The sequence below is a fragment of the Phycisphaeraceae bacterium genome, from assembly GCA_019636555.1.
Classification (GTDB): Bacteria; Planctomycetota; Phycisphaerae; order Phycisphaerales; family UBA1924; genus JAFEBO01.
The window spans coordinates 3,361,966-3,381,653 of the sequence record JAHBXH010000001.1; the positions used below are offsets into that span (position 1 = coordinate 3,361,966).

Annotated in this window: 14 protein-coding genes; 11 read left to right on the forward strand and 3 right to left on the reverse strand. The window is 62.8% G+C overall.

The annotated features are described in order from the left end of the window. Positions 1-11 precede the first annotated feature (11 nt). The 3 genes from accC to KF691_14455 all read right to left on the reverse strand — a co-directional run bounded on the left by accC (position 12) and on the right by KF691_14455 (position 3,154). Positions 12-1,352, reverse strand: coding sequence for an acetyl-CoA carboxylase biotin carboxylase subunit (accC, locus tag KF691_14445; GenBank protein MBX3390643.1), 1,341 nt, complete (start codon positions 1,350-1,352; stop codon positions 12-14). Positions 1,353-1,443: 91 nt separating this feature from the next. Beyond that, positions 1,444-1,920, reverse strand: coding sequence for an acetyl-CoA carboxylase biotin carboxyl carrier protein (gene accB, locus KF691_14450; protein MBX3390644.1), 477 nt, complete (start codon positions 1,918-1,920; stop codon positions 1,444-1,446). Positions 1,921-1,963: 43 nt separating this feature from the next. Then, positions 1,964-3,154: an aminopeptidase P family protein gene (locus tag KF691_14455; GenBank protein MBX3390645.1), complete on the reverse strand. Its 1,191-nt coding sequence runs from the start codon at positions 3,152-3,154 to the stop codon at positions 1,964-1,966. Between the two features lie 95 nt (positions 3,155-3,249). Between KF691_14455 and KF691_14460 the strand changes: the two genes are divergently transcribed. The 11 genes from KF691_14460 (at position 3,250) to KF691_14510 (ending at position 19,612) form a co-directional block, all read left to right on the forward strand. Beyond that, positions 3,250-4,887: a hypothetical protein gene (locus KF691_14460; protein ID MBX3390646.1), complete on the forward strand. Its 1,638-nt coding sequence runs from the start codon at positions 3,250-3,252 to the stop codon at positions 4,885-4,887. Between the two features lie 183 nt (positions 4,888-5,070). Further along, complete coding sequence (locus KF691_14465) at positions 5,071-6,084, forward strand: hypothetical protein (GenBank protein ID MBX3390647.1); 1,014 nt, start codon at positions 5,071-5,073, stop codon at positions 6,082-6,084. Further along, the gene (locus tag KF691_14470) at positions 6,081-9,059 is read left to right on the forward strand and encodes a VWA domain-containing protein (protein ID MBX3390648.1); all 2,979 of its coding nucleotides are present in this window, start codon (positions 6,081-6,083) and stop codon (positions 9,057-9,059) included. Before KF691_14465 ends, KF691_14470 begins: the two co-directional genes overlap by 4 nt. Before the next feature lie 172 nt (positions 9,060-9,231). Continuing rightward, positions 9,232-10,251, forward strand: coding sequence for a MoxR family ATPase (locus KF691_14475; GenBank protein MBX3390649.1), 1,020 nt, complete (start codon positions 9,232-9,234; stop codon positions 10,249-10,251). Positions 10,252-10,389: 138 nt separating this feature from the next. Continuing rightward, positions 10,390-10,770, forward strand: coding sequence for a GxxExxY protein (locus KF691_14480; GenBank protein MBX3390650.1), 381 nt, complete (start codon positions 10,390-10,392; stop codon positions 10,768-10,770). A 63-nt stretch (positions 10,771-10,833) separates the two neighbouring features. Beyond that, on the forward strand, positions 10,834-11,136 hold the full coding sequence (locus tag KF691_14485) for a DUF5076 domain-containing protein (protein ID MBX3390651.1): 303 nt from the start codon (positions 10,834-10,836) through the stop codon (positions 11,134-11,136). A gap of 72 nt (positions 11,137-11,208) precedes the next feature. Beyond that, complete coding sequence (locus KF691_14490) at positions 11,209-12,180, forward strand: DUF58 domain-containing protein (GenBank protein ID MBX3390652.1); 972 nt, start codon at positions 11,209-11,211, stop codon at positions 12,178-12,180. After that, positions 12,177-14,393 (forward strand): VWA domain-containing protein, encoded by a 2,217-nt coding sequence (locus KF691_14495; protein ID MBX3390653.1) that lies wholly within the window; start codon positions 12,177-12,179, stop codon positions 14,391-14,393. Before KF691_14490 ends, KF691_14495 begins: the two co-directional genes overlap by 4 nt. A 69-nt stretch (positions 14,394-14,462) precedes the next feature. After that, positions 14,463-16,829: a hypothetical protein gene (locus KF691_14500; GenBank protein MBX3390654.1), complete on the forward strand. Its 2,367-nt coding sequence runs from the start codon at positions 14,463-14,465 to the stop codon at positions 16,827-16,829. Then, entirely contained in the window at positions 16,826-17,806 is a 981-nt protein-coding gene (locus KF691_14505; GenBank protein ID MBX3390655.1) for an ABC transporter ATP-binding protein, read from the forward strand. Before KF691_14500 ends, KF691_14505 begins: the two co-directional genes overlap by 4 nt. 18 nt (positions 17,807-17,824) lie before the next feature. Beyond that, a complete protein-coding gene (locus tag KF691_14510) occupies positions 17,825-19,612 on the forward strand; it encodes an ABC transporter permease subunit (GenBank protein ID MBX3390656.1) in 1,788 nt (595 codons plus the stop codon). The last annotated feature ends 76 nt before the right edge of the window (positions 19,613-19,688 follow it).

Consider the following 19,688-nt stretch of genomic DNA (forward strand, 5'->3'; position numbering starts at 1 on the left):
GGGTCGATCGATCACTTCAGCAGACGCTCGAGATAGTGGATATCGACGCCGCCCTGGCGGAAATCGGTGTTCTCGACGAGGCGCTGGTGCAGCGGGATCGTCGTTTTGATCGGGCCGACCGTGAACTCGCGGAGTGCGCGAGCGGTTCGGTCGAGCGCCTTTTCGCGCGACTCCGCGTGCACGATGAGCTTTGCGACCATGCTGTCATAATTGGGCGGAACGACATACCCGCTCACCACGTGCGTATCCATGCGCACGCCGGGGCCGCCCGGTGGCTCCCACTGCGCGATCTTCCCGGCGCTCGGCCGGAAACCCTGCGCCGGGTCTTCGGCGCAGATGCGGCACTCGATCGCGTGGCCGTTGATCTTTATATCGCTCTGCTTGAACGGAATCTTCTCGCCCGCGGCGATCGCGATCGACATCTTGACGATGTCCACACCGGTGATCAACTCCGTCACCGGGTGTTCGACCTGCACGCGGGTGTTGACCTCCAGCATGTAGAAGTCGCCCTTGTCATCGAGCAGAAACTCGCAGGTCGCGGCGCCGGCGTATTTCACGCTCTTGATCATCTTCGCGGCGGACTCGGCCACTTTCTGGAGCTTGGCGCGATCGACATTCGGCGCCGGCGCTTCCTCGATCACTTTCTGGTGCCGGCGCTGAAGCGAGCAATCGCGCTCCCAGAGATACACGGCGTTGCCGTGCTTGTCGCCGAGCATCTGGATCTCGACGTGGCGTGCTCTTTCGAGATATTTCTCGATGAAGACGGCGCCGTTGCCGAATGCCGCGGCGGCTTCCTGGCTCGCGACCCGCAGCATCGAACGGAGCGAGACCTCGTTGTGGCAAACCTTCATGCCGCGCCCGCCGCCGCCGGCGGATGCCTTGATGATCACCGGGAAACCGATCTCGTTTGCAATGCGGACCGCTTCTTCTTCGTCTTCGATCGCCTCCGGCGAGCCCGGGAACACCGGAACACCGTTAGCCTTTGCCGTCTTTTTGCAATCGACCTTGTCGCCGAGCGCCTGCATCGCTTCGGGGCTCGGCCCGATGAACTCGATCTTGCAATCCCGGCACGCCTGGCTGAAATCGGGTCGCTCGGACAGGAATCCGTATCCGGGATGAATCGCGTCGACGTCCGCGATCTCCGCTGCGCTCAGGATGCGTGAGATGTTGAGATAGCTTTCCTTCGCGGGGCCGGGGCCGATGCAGATCGCACGATCGGCGAGTTTGAGGTACGGCGCATCCTTGTCCGCGGTGGAATAGACGCAGATGGCCTCGACACCCATCTCGCGGCAGGCGCGCATGATGCGGAGAGCGATTTCTCCTCGATTGGCAATGAGTACTCGTTTGAACATGCGGAAGAGCGAGCGGTCGGGACAGGGCACAAGATTCGGTCAGGCTTGTTGTCACTAGTGCCCAGTGCCTAGTGCCAAGTGCCTTGCCGCATCAGGCCGGACGCACAAGGAAAAGCTTCTGCCCGAACTCGACGGCTTCGCCGCTCTTGACGAGCACACGCTCGATGGTCCCGCCTTTTTCCGCTTTGATCTCGTTGAAGACCTTCATCGCTTCGATGAGGCAAACGACGGTGGCGGGCGACACCTTTGCGCCGGCGGTGACGAACGGCGCCGAATCCGGGTTGGCGGCGGAATAAAACGTCCCGACCATCGGCGATTCGATCGCGATGAGCCCGGCGTCACTCGATATCGCCGGTGCGGGTGCACTCGCGGATGATGCCACCGGAGCGGAGGGCGCTGAGGCGGCCGCTGCGGGTGCGTGCGGCGCGTACATCATCGGCACGGAAGCGACCGGAGGTTGCCCGCGGCGAATCGTCACCGTTTCCTTGTCATCCTGAAGATCGATCTCCGTCAGGTCGTTGTCGACCATGAGCTTGATCAGATCCTTGAGCTTGTTGGGGTCAATCATGGTGATTCCAGTCGATCGAAGAGTCGGAGCGGTCCCGATCGTCTCATCGAAGTGTTGCCCAGTCCATCGTCATGGGAAGCGAGCAAAGGTTCTGCGATCCGTTTTCCTGCACGACATAGTCGTTTTCCAGGCGCACGCCGCCCACGCCGGGAAGATAGATCCCCGGTTCGACCGTGCAGACGTGCCCGACCTCCAGCTTTGTGCCGGCGAGCATGTGCGAGAGACGCGGCTCTTCGTGCGTCTGAAGCCCGATGCCGTGGCCGAGGCCGTGCCCGAAATTTTCGCCGAACCCGGCGTCGGTGATGAAATCGCGGGCGATCTTGTCGATTTCTGAAGTGGATTTCCCCGGGGCGATCGCCGCGGCGGCGCGCTGGTGCGCTTCGAGGACGATCTGGTAGACCTCGGCGATTTGCTTGGGCCACTTGCCGAGCGAAAACGTGCGGGTCATGTCGCTGTGATAGCCCTGCCAGATCGCGCCCCAGTCGATCAGCACCGGCTGATTCGCCGCGAGCTTCGTCGAGCCGGGGCGGTAGTGCGCCATGCTCCCGTTCGCGCGAGCCGCAACGATCGTCTCGAAGCTCGGCTTGCTCGAGCCGCGGTTCTTCATCTCTGCTTCGAGGCGGGCGGCCACTTCGAGTTCGGTCAAGCCCGGCTCGAGAGTCGGCAGGACCGCCTTGAGCGCATCTTCCTGAATCTTTACGGCCTTGCGGATGAGCGCGACCTCGGCCTGATCCTTCACGGCGCGCATCTTCATCACAAGACCAAGGGTTGCGGCAACGCGCTTGGTTCCGATGCGCTTGGCCAGCTGATCTCGCTCCGCGACCGTCATGATCTCGGCCTGAATGCCGACGCGCAGCACGTTCTCACCCGCAAGCAATTCGCCGATCGCCTCGCCCATCGATCGCTTGCGGATCACGATCTCGCACAACTCGCTGAATTCGCTCACTTCTTCCTGATAGCGAAAGTCGCTGACAAGGACCGGTCGCCCCGGGCCCAAGATCAGGTAGCTGTCGCCCCCGAGAAATCCGGTCAGGTAGCCGACATCCAGCGGATTGGTGACGAGCAGGTGGGAAAGCTCGAGCCCGCCCATCGCTTCGCGGAGCCGCTTCATCCGCTTTCCGAAGAACCCACCCTGCGCCTCTTCCTGGCCGGGAATGGTCGCTTGCTTGGCTCGGGTCGGTTTGGATGGGCCCGGGCGTTTACCGGCAAGGGCCTGCGGAGGGAAGATAGACATAGGGACTCGGATGATACTCTGAAGCCTCTCCGGATGCGACTCTGAGCGGAGCGCTCGGGAGTTGATCGGGCTTGGAGGCGCCGGAAGCGGCCGCGATGAAGGATCGTCCGGGTGTCATTCTGGTCGCTGCGGCACTTCTTTGCTTCGCCCTTTTTGCTGTCGGCGGACCTGTCGTTTGGGCCGGGGCCTCGGCACTGCGCGAAACGAACCTCTTTGCTCCCCTCAAAACGGATCCCGGGCAGATCGTTTCGAACACCCCGTCCGAAACGTTCGAACTCCACTTTTTCTCGTGGTCACTGACACTTCAGACGATCGCAACCGCATTGGGAATCGGGCTTTGCTCGACAGTGCTCGGATGGCCCCTTGCGTGGCTTCTCCGGATGCGTGGGTGGAGGTTTCTGCCGCTGGTCGCCACTCCCCTGCTGCTCCCAAATTACCTCGCATTCGGCGCGTACAACCTGCTCCGCGCGCCCGGAACGATTCTGGGCGACTGGCTGGAAAGGGCCGCAAGGGGAGATTCGGGCTGGATTCCGGTCTTCGCGGGCAAGGCGCTTGCCGCGGCATCGCTGAGCCTCTGGGCCGCCCCACTCGCCGGGATCACGCTCTCAATTTGGCTCGCCCGGATCGAAACTTCCACGTTGGAGCAACTGACGCTTGATTCTCCGGGGAAGGCGAAGTGGTTCCTCGAGCGCGTCCGGCTCGGCGCACCGGGAATTCTCGCGGCGATCACCATTGTCACGCTTCTCATGCTCGGGTCGGTGATCCCGTTGCACGTCGCACGGCTCGAGACACTTACGATCCGCGTTTGGCTGGCCATGGACTTGCTGCCTCAAGATCGGCAGTGGCGCGCCTGGATCACAGCGTGGCCGATGCTTCTGTTCGCGCTCATTGGTGCGTGGCTTTTCTGGCGGCTTTCCTGGCGAGATCGGCCCGATGTCGAACTCCGGACCGATGTTCGGCCCGAGTCGGTCCGTGGGCATTCCCTTCTTGGAGCGATTGGGATCTTCGCGCTGGGTGCGCTCGTGCCCCTCGGCCTGTTTGCTGTTCACCTCGCTTCGGCGGGCGGACTCCTCGGCTTCGTCCGGATCTACGCCGATCAATTGATCAACAGCGCCGAAATCGCAACGAGCACCGGCGTTGCGGCTGTGCTTCTCATGCTCGCTGCCTGGATCGGAATGCTTTCGGGCCCATTCTCGCGCCGATTGGTGCGGCTTTCTCTCTTCGTGTTTGCTTTTGGCGCGCTGGCGCCGGGAATCATGATCGGTGTCTGGCTCGCGGCATTCGTTCGGCGCGTTTACCCGGCTCTCGAGGACTCGGCGGCCATCCTCGCAATCGCGCACCTCGTCCGATTCGGAATCGTCCCGATCGCGCTGGGATGCTGGCTCGCTTCGGGAGAAGCGCGTGAGCAAACCGATCAGCGCCGGTTGGATGGCGCAACGGGCGTCTTGGGTCTGCTTAAAGCGGCGATCGCGGGCAATTGGGCGGCACTCGGTGCCGGAGGGGCGATTGTCGCGATCCTCAGCTTTCATGAGATCGAATGTTCGATCGAACTACAACCGCCCGGCGTTGACACATTTGCGCGGGCGATACTCAATCAACTCCACTTTGCAAGAACGCAGGAATTGTCCGCCGCCGGACTGATCCTGCTGGGGGTCGGACTTGTCATCGGGGGTGTCACACTGTGGTTCCTCAGCCGGAGCGCCCGATTCTCCCGCCCGAATCCTCCATCGTGAGGCAGTGAAGCCTGTTTCTGGAACCACAGGTTGGGGAATCCGAACAACACCCGACGGGTTTTCGTAGGATGGGGCCGCATGAACCGAAGGTGCGCGACAGCGCTGGTGCTTCTCACTGCTTCGGTTGCACTGTCGCTTGAATCTTGTGGCGACTCTACTTCCTCTGTCGCGAGTGCCCTGCCGGTGTCTCGCACGATCGGCGAAGTCGGGATCAGCCCGGGGCAATTCGCGTTTCCGCGTTGTCTTGACAGCGATCACCGCTCGATCTGGGTAATCGATAAGGCGGCACGGGTTCAAAGGCTGGATGCCGACACGGGTCGCGCGATCAGCGGATGGCGCATGCCCGAGTTTGCCGCGGGAAAGCCGACTGGGATTTGCGTCTTCGATCCGACGGGCGACGACAAGGACGAGACGCTCTTCATACCGGACACACATTACCACCGCGTGCAGATCTACAAGCCGGGCGCGGATGGAACCACCGAAAACGCGCCCGTCGCGAGTTTCGGAGCGTACGGAACGGGTGCGGGACAATTCATCTATCTGACCGATGTCGCGGTCCTGCCGGGAAAAGACGGACGGACGGTGTCGCGTCTCTATGTGAGCGAGTACGGAGGCAACGACCGCATCTCGATCTACGAACCCGACGGCTCGGGTAACTTTTCGTTCGTGCGTTCGTTCGGCGAATTCGGCGACAGCGCGGACCCGAAAAAGATTCAATTCAGCAGGCCGCAGTCGATGGAAGTTGATGTTGCCCGCCGGCGGCTGGTCGTGACCGACGCGTGCAACCATCGCATCGGCGTCTTCACGCTCGACGGCGAACTGATCCACTGGATTCCGGGGAGTGATGCGCTCACGGCGGACAAGACCGCGTTGCACGATCATTCCGAGCTCTTCCGATATCCGTACGGGCTGGTTCTGCTGAGCGACGGGAGCGCCCTGATCAGCGAGCAGGGCGCGGCGCGCATCACGCGCGTCGATCTTGAATCCGGCAAAGTTCTCGAGCGAACCGGCAAGCCGGGCCGGGGCGACGGAGAACTTATCACGCCATGGGGCGTGACGGTTCACAACGCCGACGCGTTCGCGCTCGATTCGGGCAACAACCGCGTGCTTTGTTTCCGTGCGCCGCTCGATCGCCTCGCGCATCCGAATCATGTGGCGGCGGCGCCGAATTCCCGCCAGCGTGAGGGCAACCCATGACTCCCACGCTGGGCGCCCTGGTGGTCGGCCCTGTTCAATTCGATTCGCCGGGATGGCTCGCCGTCGGCGCCGTGCTTGCCGCGCTTTCGGTCCTGATGGCCGTTCGCAGCATCGCCGGGCTCGGCCCGGTTGCGCGGTGGGTTTCGCTCGGCGCACGCGTACTCCTGCTGCTGCTGTTGTTCGCGACGCTCGCGGAGCCGCAGCTCCGGCGCGTGGGAAAAGGCGTCGCGATTCTCAATGTTCTTGACGCGAGCCAATCGGTGCCCGCCGACCTTCAGAATCGGGTCGATCGATTCCTCGAGCACGCGCGCGAGCTCGACCCGCGCGAAGACGATCGGATGGGGACGATTACGGTCGGACGCACCGCGATTGTGCAGCAGCTTCCGAGCAAGACAAACAAAGTCGTCGAGCGTCAGAACGTGGGCGCGGCAGACGCGACGAATCTTGCTTCGGGCGTGCGGATGGCGCTCGCGCTGCCTGTCGATGACGCGGCGCGGCGAATCGTGCTCGCGACGGACGGCAACGAGACGGAAGATTCGCTGATCAGTGCCGCCGAGGCGGCCCGCGCCGCGGGCGTTCCGATCGATGTCTTGCCGTTGCGTTTCCGCTACGACAGCGAAGTGCTTGTGGACCGGCTTGTCGCGCCCGCAACGGCGCGTCAAGGCGAAACGATGAGCCTGCGCGCGGTGATCCAGTCCACCAAGGCCGTCAGCGGCAAGCTGGTCATCACACTCAACGGGCAGCCCATCGATCTTTCCGGCAACGGCTCGATGCTCGGAATGGACATCGATCTCAAACCGGGGTCGAACGTATTCACAGTTCCGGTAATCGCGCCGCGCCACGGCGCACAGGAATTTCGGGCGATCTTCGAACCGCACTTGTCCGGGGGTCGACCGGAGGGAGACACGGTCCTCGAAAACAACGTCGCCAGCGCGGTCACGTTCGTCAGCGGCGAGGGCCGCGTGCTGGTGATTTCTTCGAGCGAGAAGGAATCGACGGAACTGGTCGCGGTCCTCAACAAGTCGGGGATCCGAACGGAGGAGGTTACGCCGGAGGCCGCGCCGCGCACGCTCACCGAGTGGAGCGCGTTCGACGCGGTCGTTCTCGTCAATCAGCCCGCGTTCAATTTCAGCCTTGCCCAGCAGGAAGAACTGAAGCGTTACGTCCAAGATTCCGGCGGCGGGCTTGTCATGACCGGAGGCCCCGACGCACTCGGCGCGGGAGGCTGGATCGGATCACCGGTGGAAGATGCGCTCCCGGTCCGGCTCGATCCGCCCCAGAAACGCCAGCTTCCGAAGGGCGCGCTCGTCATCATCACGCACTCGGTCGAGATGCCCAACGGCGTCTACTACGGAAAGCAAACGGCGATCGCCGCGATCTCGGCGCTCTCGCGGCTCGACCTCGCCGGCCTCATCGAATACAACCCGATGTACAGCACGGACTGGGCGTACCCGCTGCGCGAGGTGGGCGACGGCTCGGCGATCAAGCGTGCGGTGAACAACCTTGTGTTCGGCGACATGCCCGATTTCACGCCGGTTGTGCGCCTGGCCTATCAGGGACTCGTCAAGGCCAACGCGGGCCAGAAGCATGTCATCATCATTTCGGACGGCGATCCGCAGCCGCCGCCCGTTTCTTTATTGCAGGATTACGTCAACGCCAAAATCACGATCTCGACTGTCGGCGTCTTCCCGCATTCTGGAATGGACACGCGGAAGATGTCGGACATGGCGAAGTTCACGGGCGGCCGCCACTACGACGTGAACACGCAGCAGGCGCTCGCGACGCTGCCGCAGATTTTCACGAAAGAAGCGCAGACCGTGAAGCGCCCGCTGATCTGGGAAGGCGATCCATTCTCCCCGACGATCGCGGGCGGAGTTCTTGACACGCTTCGTGGCGTGAAGTCGGTTCCTCCGGTGCACGGATATGTCGTTGCCGCGGACCGCGAGGGACTCTCGCAAGTCACGCTGCGCGGCAAAGAAAACGACGCGATCGGCGCGCAGTGGCAGTTCGGCCTCGGGCGCAGCATCGTTTTCGCGAGCGATGTCAGCACGCGCTGGGCGGGCGACTGGGTTTCGTGGCCCGGGTTCAAGAGTTTCTGGGAGCAGCAGATCCGCTGGGCGATGAGGCCGAGCGGTTCGCCCAATGTGCGCGTGACCACGGAAGTGCAGGGCGCCAATGCGCGGATCTTTATTGATGCGCTCGATACCAAGGGCGAACGGCTGAACTTTGCCGCGTTCCGCGGGCGCATCGCGATGCCCGACGGCACGAGCCAATCGGTCGATATCCGGCAGGTCGGGCCGGGGCGCTATGAGGGCGTCGTCAAGAATCCGCCGCCGGGCACCTCAATCGTCGGGCTTGTGTACGCCGCGCCCGGTGATAACGGCCAGATCGAGGGATCGGTGCAGGCCGCGATCAATCGCCCGTTCGCGGATGAATTCCGCGTGCTGGAAGACAACTTCGCTTTGCTTGAACAAGTACGGTCGATCACAGGCGGGCGGCTTCTGACAGACGACCCAACGAAGAACGATCTCTGGTCGCGCGAAGGTTTGAAGATGCCGGTGGCGCTGCGCCCGATCTGGAGTTGGCTCGCGCTCGCCGCGGCAGCAGTATTCCTGGTCGATGTCGGTGTGCGCCGAGTGCGGATCGATCTGCTCGCGATGGCGCGGGCGCTCCAGCGCTTCGTGTCTCCGCACAAGAACAAGCAGAGCCAGCAGATCGATCGGTTGCAAGCAGCACGCGAAGCGGCGCGCCAGACGATGGCGTCGCGCTCGGGAGAACCGGAAACATCAAGCGCCGCTGTCAAGTTCGAAGCGGAGCCGGGCACGAGGCCCACAGCGCCCATCGTCGATGTTTCCCGCCCCGCCGAAACCAAACCTGCCGCGGCACAGCAAGCCCAGGAAAAGAAGGACGCTTCGGAAGGAATGTCCGCGCTCCTCAAAGCCAAGAAACGCGCACGGGATGAGATGAACGAATAGGAAAGGTGTCGAGGTGCCAAGGTGACGAGGTTTCGAGGAAAGACGAATATCACGCGAATCCCACTCTTCCGCATGCCCTGATCTGTTTCAACGCCAGACTTGAATTCGAGACTGAAAGGATCCAGAACTCCCCATGACCCCAACCACCTTCCCCCCACACCCCCACACCGAAATGTCGCCTGAACAGGTCAAGGCCGCGTGCGAAAACTTTCGCAAGACCTTCTCCAGTTTGAAATCTGAGATCGGAAAAGTCGTCGTCGGACACTCCGACGTCGTCGAGGCCGTGCTCATCTCGCTCTTCGCCGGCGGCAACGTGCTGCTCGAAGGCGTGCCGGGCCTGGGAAAGACACTGCTCGTGCGCACGCTGGCGCGAACCCTGACCCTGCCGTTCAGCCGCATTCAGTTCACACCCGACCTGATGCCGGCGGACGTGATCGGCACGAACATCGTCATGGAAGACCCGGCGACAGGGCGTCGCAAGTTTGAGTTTCAGCGCGGGCCGATTTTTGCTCAGGTGGTGCTGGCGGACGAAATCAACCGCGCCACGCCGAAGACACAATCCGCGCTGCTCGAAGCGATGCAGGAGCGGAGCGTGACGGTCGCCGGCGTTTCGTACAAACTCGAGAAGCCGTTCCTCGTGCTCGCGACGCAGAACCCGATCGAGCAGGAAGGGACCTACCCGCTGCCGGAAGCCCAGCTCGACCGCTTCATCTTCAAGATCGTGGTCGGCTACAGCAAGCTCGACGACCTGATCACCATCCTCGATCGCACGACCGGGCAGGACAATCCGGATGCGAGCCCCGTGCTGGACGGGCCCGGGATTCTGCAGGCGCAGGACCTGGTGCGCGGCGTGATCGTCGCGCCGCACGTGAAGGACTTCGTCGCCCGGCTGGTGCTCGCGACGCACCCCGGAACGCAGACCGCCGCGGGCGGAACCGACGGACCGACGAACAAGTACATCCGGTGCGGCGCTTCACCCCGTGCGGCACAGGCGCTCCTGCTCGGCGCGAAAGTGAAGGCGCTGATCGACGGGCGATTCCACGCGAGCTACGCGGATGTGAAGTCGATTGCCGCGCTCTCGCTGAGACACCGGCTGCTCATGAACTTCGAAGCGGAAGCGGACAAAGTGGACCCGGACGCGATCGTGCGGCAGATCCTGGAATTGACGCCGACGGGGCCGGAGAAGAAATAAACAGAGAGAACGCGGAGTGCGCGGAGGAAGCGGAGTTTCGCGGAGAAATGCATGGAGAGTGTTCAAAAACAACACTTGGGGCCAAGCGACGTTCCCGCAGAATGGAATCGTCTAACCAACTCAGTGATCGGAGCCGCGATGGCGGTGCATTCTGAGCTCGGGCCAGGTCTGCTCGAGAAGTTCTATGAACTCGCCTTCTGCCGCGAGCTTGAACTACGGCAAATCGCGTTCGTCCGCCAGTTTCCAATACGCCTGATGTACAAGGGCGCGCCGCTCGGTGACCAATACGTCGATCTTGTCGTGGCTGGTCTCATCGTGATCGAGTTGAAATCTGTAGAGAATGTTTCAGACACCCACCTCGCACAACTGAAGAGCTATATGCGCTCCGCCAAGCTACCTCTCGGCCTCATCTTCAACTTCAACGTCGCAAGGCTGAAAGACGGAATGTACCGCCGAGTCTTGACGCGCGATACTCCACTTCCTTCTGCGTTCTTCAAGTCCGATCCCCTCTCCGTGTAACTCCGCTTCCTCTGCGCCCTCCGCGTTCTCTCGAATTCAGTTTGTCGATGTCAGAGAGTGACCATGCAGGAAACACGTGAAATCGCAGTCCCCAACGACGCAATGGCTGATCCTGACGCCCACGAAGTGCTTCGTGCCTGGACAGACCGAACGGAGTACGTGCGAATTGCAGGTCGCCTTTACAAGGATCCGGCTACCTGGGGCCATTTGTTGTGTCAGATCGCACGCCACGTGGCACGCGCATACGACCTCAATGGCTTCAATTCACGCGAAGAAGTGCTTGGCGCGATCCACAAACAGTTCAATGAAACTTGGGAGGAGGCGGATGATGGAACGGGATCGCTCTCAACAAACGGACAAGCCTGAATTGACGCTCGCCGAGCGTCTCCCCTCCGCGTAACTCCGCCGACTCCGCCCCTCCGCGTTCTCTCCCTTCCCATGCTCCGCACCTCTTCCATCTCCCGCCCCACCAAGCTCGAAGATCTTCTATCTTCCAAGGAGATCGCTCGCCTCGATCCGCTGGATCTCGCGTCCCGTCGCGTTTTCTTCGGCAAGCTCAAGGGCGAACGCCGCTCCAAGAAGCGCGGCCACTCCGTCGAGTTCGCCGATCACCGGCCGTACGTCACCGGCGACGACCTGCGACACATCGATTGGAACATCTTCGGCCGGCTCGACAAACTCTTCCTCAAGCTCTTCCTCGAGGAAGAAGACCTCTCGCTGCACGTCGTACTCGACGCGTCCGCGTCTTCCGACTGCGGCGAACCGAACAAGTTCCACTTCATGCAGCGCTGCGCGATGGCGCTCGGCTACGTCGGGCTTGTGAATCTCAATCGTGTTGCCGCGACGGTGATGTCGGGGATCGATGCGGATGCCCCCGACGAGAAGCCAAAGTCGGGCGCGCAGGCTCCGCCCGCGGCGTCCATTCGCGCGCTCAGGGACCTGCGCGGTCGCCGTCGCGTGCACGATCTCGCGCGGTTCCTGTGCGCGGTTCGGCCCGGGGGCGTGCTGAATTTCCGCACCGCCGCGGAACGCATCGCGCTCTCGCGCCGGGGCAAGGGAGTCATGGTCGTCTTCTCCGATTTCTTCTTTAAGGATGGTTACGAAGACGGCTTGCGCCTGCTCGCCGGACACGGGTACGACCTGATTCTCGTGCAGGTGCTCAGCCCGCAGGAACTCGAGCCGCCGATCAAGGGCGATCTTCGCCTCAAGGACATCGAAGATGCCGACACCGCCGAGGTCACGATCAGTGCGCCGCTCTTGAAGCGCTATCAGGCAAATCTTTCCGCGTACTGCCAGAAACTCCGCGAGTTTGCACTCCGGCGTGACATGGCTCTGCTCACGGTTCGCAGCGACATGCCGGTCGATGCGCTTGTGGCCGATCAATTGCGCCGACTGGGGGTGCTGAAATGACGTTCCTCTCCTGGCCATTTGCCGCGGCAGTCGCAGCAATCGCCATCCCGGCGCTGGTGATCCTGTATCTGCTGAAACTTCGCCGGCGCGACCTCGAGATTTCGACAACGCTGCTCTGGAAAAAAGCGGTCCAGGATCTCCAGGCGAACGCACCGCTGCAGAAGCTCCGCCGCAACATCATGCTCTTCCTGCAGTTGCTCGTGCTCGGCGCGCTCCTCTTCGCGCTCGCCGAGCCGGTGATGAAGAGCGGCACGTTCAAGGGTCAGCGTCACGTGATCCTGCTCGATCGTTCCGCGAGCATGGCGACGCTCGACGCTTCGCCCGGTTCGTCGACCTCGGCGCCCCGGCTCGAACAAGCGAAAAAGGAATCGCTCGCGCTCGTCGATTCGCTCCGCGAGCCCGGCCTGTTCGCGAAAGCGACGAACGCGACCGGCGACGAGGCGATGATCATCACGTTCGACAACGCGGCGGACGTGCGCCAGAGTTTCACCAGCGACAAGCAGAAGCTCCGTGCCGCGATCGAGGGAATCAGACAGTCGGACGCGCCGACCAGCGTCGCCGAAGCCATGCGCCTCGCCAAGGCGCACGCGCCCAAGCGCATCCACGTCGACACCGACGGCAGCACGCAGGTGATCGAAGGGCTTTCGGGCGGCCCGCAAATCGCGATCCATCTCTTCAGCGATGGTCGTATTCCCGACGCCGATCAGGCCAAGCCCTCGGCCGACGATTCGTTCGAGTTCCACAGTATCGGTTCGGCGAAATCCGGAAATCTCGGGATCGTCAGCGTCCGCGCGCAGCGTGCCTACGACAACCCGAAGCAACTCAATGTCTTTGTCGGGATGCAGAATTCCGATCCGGCCGAGCGCCACTGCGATGTCGAGTTGACGATCGAGGGTGCGGTTGCGGCAATCAAGTCCGTCACGCTTCCGGGCGCAACACAGCCTAACTCCGCGAACGCGACCGCAGCCCCGGCACCCGGAAACCCACCATCCCCCTCGACTTCAGATGCCGCATCGCCCGCAGAGCCGCGCGCCGAACCACCTCTGAACCCCGGCGTCGGTGGTGTCGTATTTTCGGTAGAACGCGAGGATGCGCTGCTCGCTGAAGTCCGGCTGCGCCCGCCGACAGGGTCGAGCCTCGATCTCGATCCATTCCCGACCGATGATCGCGTCTACGTCGAAGCGCCTCCGGCGAAGCGGCTGCGCGTCGGGATCGTCACGCCCGGCAGTCTGTTTCTTTCGTCCGCGCTCGCGGGGCTACCGCTGGCGGAACTTCGGACAATCACGCCCGCCGAATACAAGAAGATGGCGGACAAGGGAGAGTCGCCTCCGGTCGATGTGCTGATTCTCGACGGCGTCTTGCCGCCGCTATCCAACATGTCGAATGCGGCGGGCCTGCCTCCGGGTCGGTTTCTCATTCTCGGAAGTGTTCCCGCGGCAACAGGTGTAAAGGAGGGCCCGCCTTCACCGATCACCGACAAGGGCAAGGCCGGCAACGCGACCATCGTCGATTGGCAGCGCACGCACCCGGCGCTCCGAAATGTCACGCTCGATTCTGTCTTCATCGCCGAATCGCGGGATGTCGAAGTCCGGCCCGGCTCGACTGCCGTCACGATCGCCCGCACAGAACGCGGACCGGCGATGATCGAGCTCTCGAGCGGACCCACCCGTGCGATCATCGTCCCGTTCGATATCGGGGCCTCATCCTGGCCGCTCGATGTCAGTTTCGTCGTGTTCCTCGCATCCGCCCTCGACTATTTGGGCGGCGATGCAATCGCCGGAGCCAGCGATTCCACGCAAATAGGCGCGACTGTTTCCGAAAGACTTCCCGCAGGCGCTTCCGACATCCGCCTGCTCCCGCCCCCGGGCGTGGAGGATCTGTCGGAATCAGCGCTGACACCGCTTCCCGACGGCACCGTGGTCTTCGGGCCGGTCCGGCGCGCCGGTGTGTATCGCCTGACCTGGAAAGGAGCCGCGGCACCCGGAGACCTGGTCGAAAACGGGCGCACCATCCGACGCATCCCTGCCAATCTGCTTGACCCTCAGGAATCTGTGGTCGCCGCCACCGGCTCGGTCGAACTCGCAAGCCGAATCGTGCGATCGAACGATGGAACGTTCAAAGGTGATCAGCGTCTGTGGCCTTACTTGGTTCTCGTGTGCGCCGGACTTTTGATGCTCGAGTGGTTCATCTACAACCGCAAAGTTCACATCTGAGTTCGCCGATCCGCTGCCCGTGTCAAACCAACCACTCGGTAACCCTGTTGATGTTGCGCGCTGCCTCCGATGATTCTCCGCCGCCCATTTCTGCTCGCGACGGCACTGCTGCTCGGGCTCTTCGTTCACTCTGTCGTCGCCGCCCCGCGCAGCTTCGAGCAGGAGCCGATCCCGGCTGCGCCGCGCACAGATAGGAAGTATCCGGCGAGCATCGAAGCCGTTCGTTTCGGATTCGATGGGTATTTGCTCTCGGATACCTGGGCGCCGGTCCGCGTCTACGTCAGCGGCAACCCGGCGATCAATTCCGGCGCGTTCGAGGGAACGGTTTCGCTCGAATTCGCACAGGACGCTTCGCAGAGCGCCCGGATCACGTCGCGGATCGTGACCACACCGGGACGCATCATGCCGACCGAGATCATCGCCGCGATCCCGCTGGCGACGGCCTCGATCAGGGTCGAGTTGCGCGATCCGGCCGGCCGAGTGGTCGACGAGCGAATGTACTGGCGGATGCAATTCGGCGACTCCGCTCTTCCCGCCTGCATTCTGAAGGACGTCGAATTAGGGGTCGTTCTTGCCGACAAGACCGGCATGCAGCCCAGCATCGCCCGCGCCCTCCGTCCACCTGAAGATGTTTCGGAGCCGCGCCCTTCGATCAGCGGTCGGAGCGAGGCACGCAAGGTCGACGAGCGACTGGCGTGCTGCGTGGTTCGCGAAGAAGAGCTGCCGGTTTGCGAGTACGGATACTTGGGCGCAGCGTTTGTTGCGGCGCGTTCCGACGTGCTCGCTTCTTTGGCTCTCCCCAAGGCGAATTCGCTCGCGGCGTGGGTGCGTTCCGGCGGTTGTCTCGTTGTCCTTGCCGGAGCCGAACCGCAGTCTTGGCTGCAACTCTTCTGGCAGGAGCCTCCTCTCGACATCGAGAGCTCGAGCGCCCTCCTGCCCGATCCGGCCTGGCATACCGGCGAGCCGGAGCCGAGCGGGCAATTCGCGATCGCCGGACGCGCTTTGCGGCTGACCACGCCCGTCGCAGAATCGGGATGGAGAATCGACTGGCCGCTCGCCCGTACCGCCCGCCACGACGGCGAGCCGCTCGAAGGGCTGCTCGCGCAGGGTCCGGTCGGCTTCGGTTGGATCGTTGTTGTCGGAGTGGACCCCGCGTTGCTCGGGCAGACCTCGTCCGAGTTGACGTATCACTGGACCCGTGCGCTCCGAAACGCGCTCGCCGAGGCCTCGATGAGGCGGGCATCGGGGTCTGACTATTCATGGAGGGTTCGCGGCAGCGGCAGCGATGCCCCCGCGCGTCTGGCAATCCGCACTTCTCTTGACAAGCTCACCGACATCCCGGCGCTCGGCGATGGTGCGTTCATCGCGATCGTCGCGTTCCTGATTCTCCTCGCCACCGCGATCGGACCGTTCGATGCAATCGTTCTGCGACGAATGAATCTGCGTGCATGGTCTTGGGTGACCGCGCTCGGTTGGATCTTGATCGCCTCGGTTCTGGCGGCGGTCGTGCCGCCGCTCATCCGGAGCGGCGCGTCGACGTCCAATCGCTTGCGGGTAAATGATCGAATCCAAACGCCCGATCAGAACGCACCGTTTGCCTCCACTGCCCTCACATCGCTTTTCTCGAGTTCGGGCTCGTCGATTTCCCTGTTTGATCCGGGTCGCCCCGACGATCCTCCGATCGGCTGGTTCCGCGGTGTTTCTGCCGCGTACCTCGATGAGTACGGGCGCTCACAGCCGCTCTCGACGTTCGAGACGTTTGAAGCGGAATTCAGGCCGCGATCCGGAAAACCGGTGCGAATCAATTCACCGCATCCGCCGCGCTCGCTCTCGATGTCTCAGTGGACTCTTCGCTCATTCATGAACGAATCCGCGGCCGTGCCACCAAGCGTTCCAACCGTGCGGGTAACAGGAAATGACGGAGACTGGATCGTGGAGATACAGAATCCGACGGGCACCTTTGCACAGGGTGCGATTCGAGTCGGCACGCGGTTCCTCGCGCTCCATTCAGAAAGCTCCGGGAGTACCAGCAACAGCATCAAGCTCCGGTCTTCATCTCGGGAAGAAGCCCGCTCGAGATGGGATGCTCCTCCGGGCGCCGATTCGGCGACCGATGCTGTGCCCGACGATTTCCAGGTCAGAACGACCTTTGCGCCTGGAACGGCGCTCGAATTGCCCGGTCCGCGCGAACGATCACGAGCGGTCAACGCCCTGATTGCTTCGGGCGGATGGGCCTGCGTGTATTTGTTCGAGAGCAGCGGTCACCCCTCCCTGATTGCCCGCGCCGCGGGATCAAAGGTCGACTTTGTCGCGAGCGAATCGACGGTCTGGCGGATTCTGGTGCCTCTCGCGCCCGAGGAGTGTGTGAAGCCGCAGCCGCTCCCCGCCGCCGAACTCAAAGACTCGAAACCCCCTCGAAAAACGAGAAAGCCATGATTTCGACGAAGAACCTGACCAGGCGATTCGGCTCGCTCGTCGCCCTCGACAATCTCACGCTTGAGATCGGGCCGGGAGAAATCTTCGGCTTCATCGGGCCCAACGGCGCGGGCAAGTCCACAACGATGAAGATCCTCGCCTGCTTGCTCAAGCAGGATTCCGGCGAGGCCATTGTCTGCGGCAAGAACACGCGCACTGATTCCGACGCCATCCGCAGGCTCGTCGGCTACATGCCCGATTTTCTCGGCGTCTACGACGACCTGACCGCCGATGAGTATCTTCAATTCTTTGCCGCGGCGTTCACCGTGCCCCGCTCCCGCCGGCGCGCCGTCATCGATCAGGTGCTCGAACTGACCGACCTGACCGACAAAAAGCACGCGATGGTCGATTCGCTTTCCCGCGGCATGCAGCAGCGCCTCGGCGTCGCGCGCGTGCTCATTCACGAACCTCAGGTTCTGCTGCTCGACGAGCCGGCGAGCGGGCTCGACCCTCGCGCCCGCATCGAGATGAGATCCCTCCTCATCGAGCTGCGGAAAATGGGAAAGTGCCTCATGGTCAGCTCGCACATTCTCAGCGAACTCGCCGAGATGTGCACCTCGATCGGCATCGTCGAACGCGGCTCGCTGCTCTTCGCCGGGTCGATCGACGACGCGTTCAGAAAAGTCCGGTCCGCGGCACTCGACGCCGACGGCCCTTCCATCGGCGCGGCGCGCGAACGGATCGTCGTTGTGCTCCACCCCGCGTCCGCCGCCATCGATTCGATCGCGGCTGCGCTGCGCCGTGACTCCCGAGTCGAATCGGTCGCAATCGAGTCTCCGACATCACTCAACATCGATCTTCGCCTCTCCGAACGCGAGGGCCACGCGTTCGCGGCCGACTTGCTGATCGCGAGCGGCGCCCGCATCCACAGCCTGGCTCCGGCGGAAATCAATCTCGAGGACGCGTTCCTGAAGCTCACAACCGGCGCGCTCCAATAACGACTACGCAGCAAACACGTGAACGCGAATCCCATCAAACTCCTCTCCCGCGGGCTCTTCGGCCCCGTTTGCGATCGCGAGATCCGCGTCGTCTCCCGGCGCTCGTCTTCGTACTGGGTTCGCGCCCTCTATGTGCTCGGGCTGGCGGGCATTTCAAGCCTTGTCTATTTCGCGATCACCGTCGATATCCGATTCGCCGGCAGCGGAAAGGCGTCGGCGCTCCAGCAGCTCCAGATGTTTGCGCCGACGCTCGGAGCGTTCTTTGCCTGGTTCCAGTTCGTGATCATGTGCTTTGTCGCTTCGACGCTCACCGCCGGCGCCATCTGCGACGAGCGACGCAAGGGCTCGCTCTCATCGCTTCTGGCGACCCCGCTCACACCGGCGCAGATCGTTCTGGGAAAATTCGCCGGCGCGCTGGTTCAGATCGTCATCCTGATCGCGGCGGGAGTTCCTCTGCTTCTCGCGATCCGCCTGTTTGGCGGAATCTCTCCGTCATTCATCGTCTCTTCGACTTGCATCACGGTCACCACCGCGATGCTTCACGCGAGCATTTCGCTCGCCGCATCGGCTCGCGTGCGCTCGTCCACGATGGCCGCGAGCTCGGGGCTTGCGACAAGCGTGTTCTGGTGCTTTGCGCCGATGATCCTGACGCTCGTGCTGGCCATCGGATCCAACGGCCCGCGAACGATGAAGCTGCTCCCGTTCAGCCCGTATTTCAGCCTCGGACTCGAGACGACGAGCTCGCTCGGCGCGGTGAACACGCCGGTGTTCAGCGCCAACGGTTGGTGGTGGTCCGTCGCGTACAACGGCGCCGGCTGCGCCCTCTTCCTCGCGATCGCGACGTGGCGATTCCGAAAGATCACCCTCGGGGGCGACGTCGCCCTTCCACCCAAGTCGAAGAAGAAGCGCGCCGCCGCGCTTCTTCCCGATGGCGACAAGGGCGCCTCGTCTCGTGCTCGCGACCTATCGGTCTGGGACGACGCCATGGCATGGAGAGAACTGCGCCAGCGCGTTTTCATCCGTCCGTGGCATCCGTGGGTGGCGGGGATCGCCGCCGTCGCCCTTCTCGCGTTCGCGTACTGGGAATCCGGAATCCAGACGATCGAGATTTTCTTCTTTGCCTCCGCGGTCTTGTTGGTGGTGTTCTATTTCCAATCCGCTCTGATCGCATCGAATTCCATCGCCGGCGAGCGTGAGTCGCGATCGCTCGAGGTGCTGCTCACAACGCCGCTTTCTGCTCGATCGATCGTTCGCGCGAAGTGGATCGGCGCCCTGCGCCGCGCTTCCCCCGTTTTCGTTTTTTATCTCGGGATCACGCTTGTTTTCGCCGTGCTGCCGGGCACGTTTTCGTTTGTCGTGCTCGTGCACCTGCTCCTGATCGCCATCCCACCGGTCATGTTTCTCATCGCCACCGGGGTTTGGTTCAGCGTCGTTGCGCGGCGGAGCCCCGTCGCTGCGACCCTGAACCTCGGTCTTGGCGTGGCGATCTGGATCGTCTTTCCCGCGGTGTTTATGGCATGCGTTGCGATCGCATCGCAGATCGGCCACTTCCCGCCGCCCGACGAGGTATTCGGGATTGTCGCCGTCTGGAACCCAGCCCCGATGGTTATCACGGCGATCCAGGGAGCCGATGTGAGCGAAGCATCCGGATTTCGATGGAGCCCGTATCGCACGTTCTTTGATTTCAACCTTTGGACCTTTACGCTCAGCTCAATCGCCTTTTGTGCCACCTACTTCGTGCTCACGTGGGTGGCGCTGCGCGGAGCCGCCCGTTCACTCGCAAAGCGTGCCAATCGCGTTCGGTAGGCGTTCCATCTCAGAATTCCGCATTGATCGGTCGATATGACCCAAGCGCGATCCTTGCGCTCCTGTTTCGCAATCC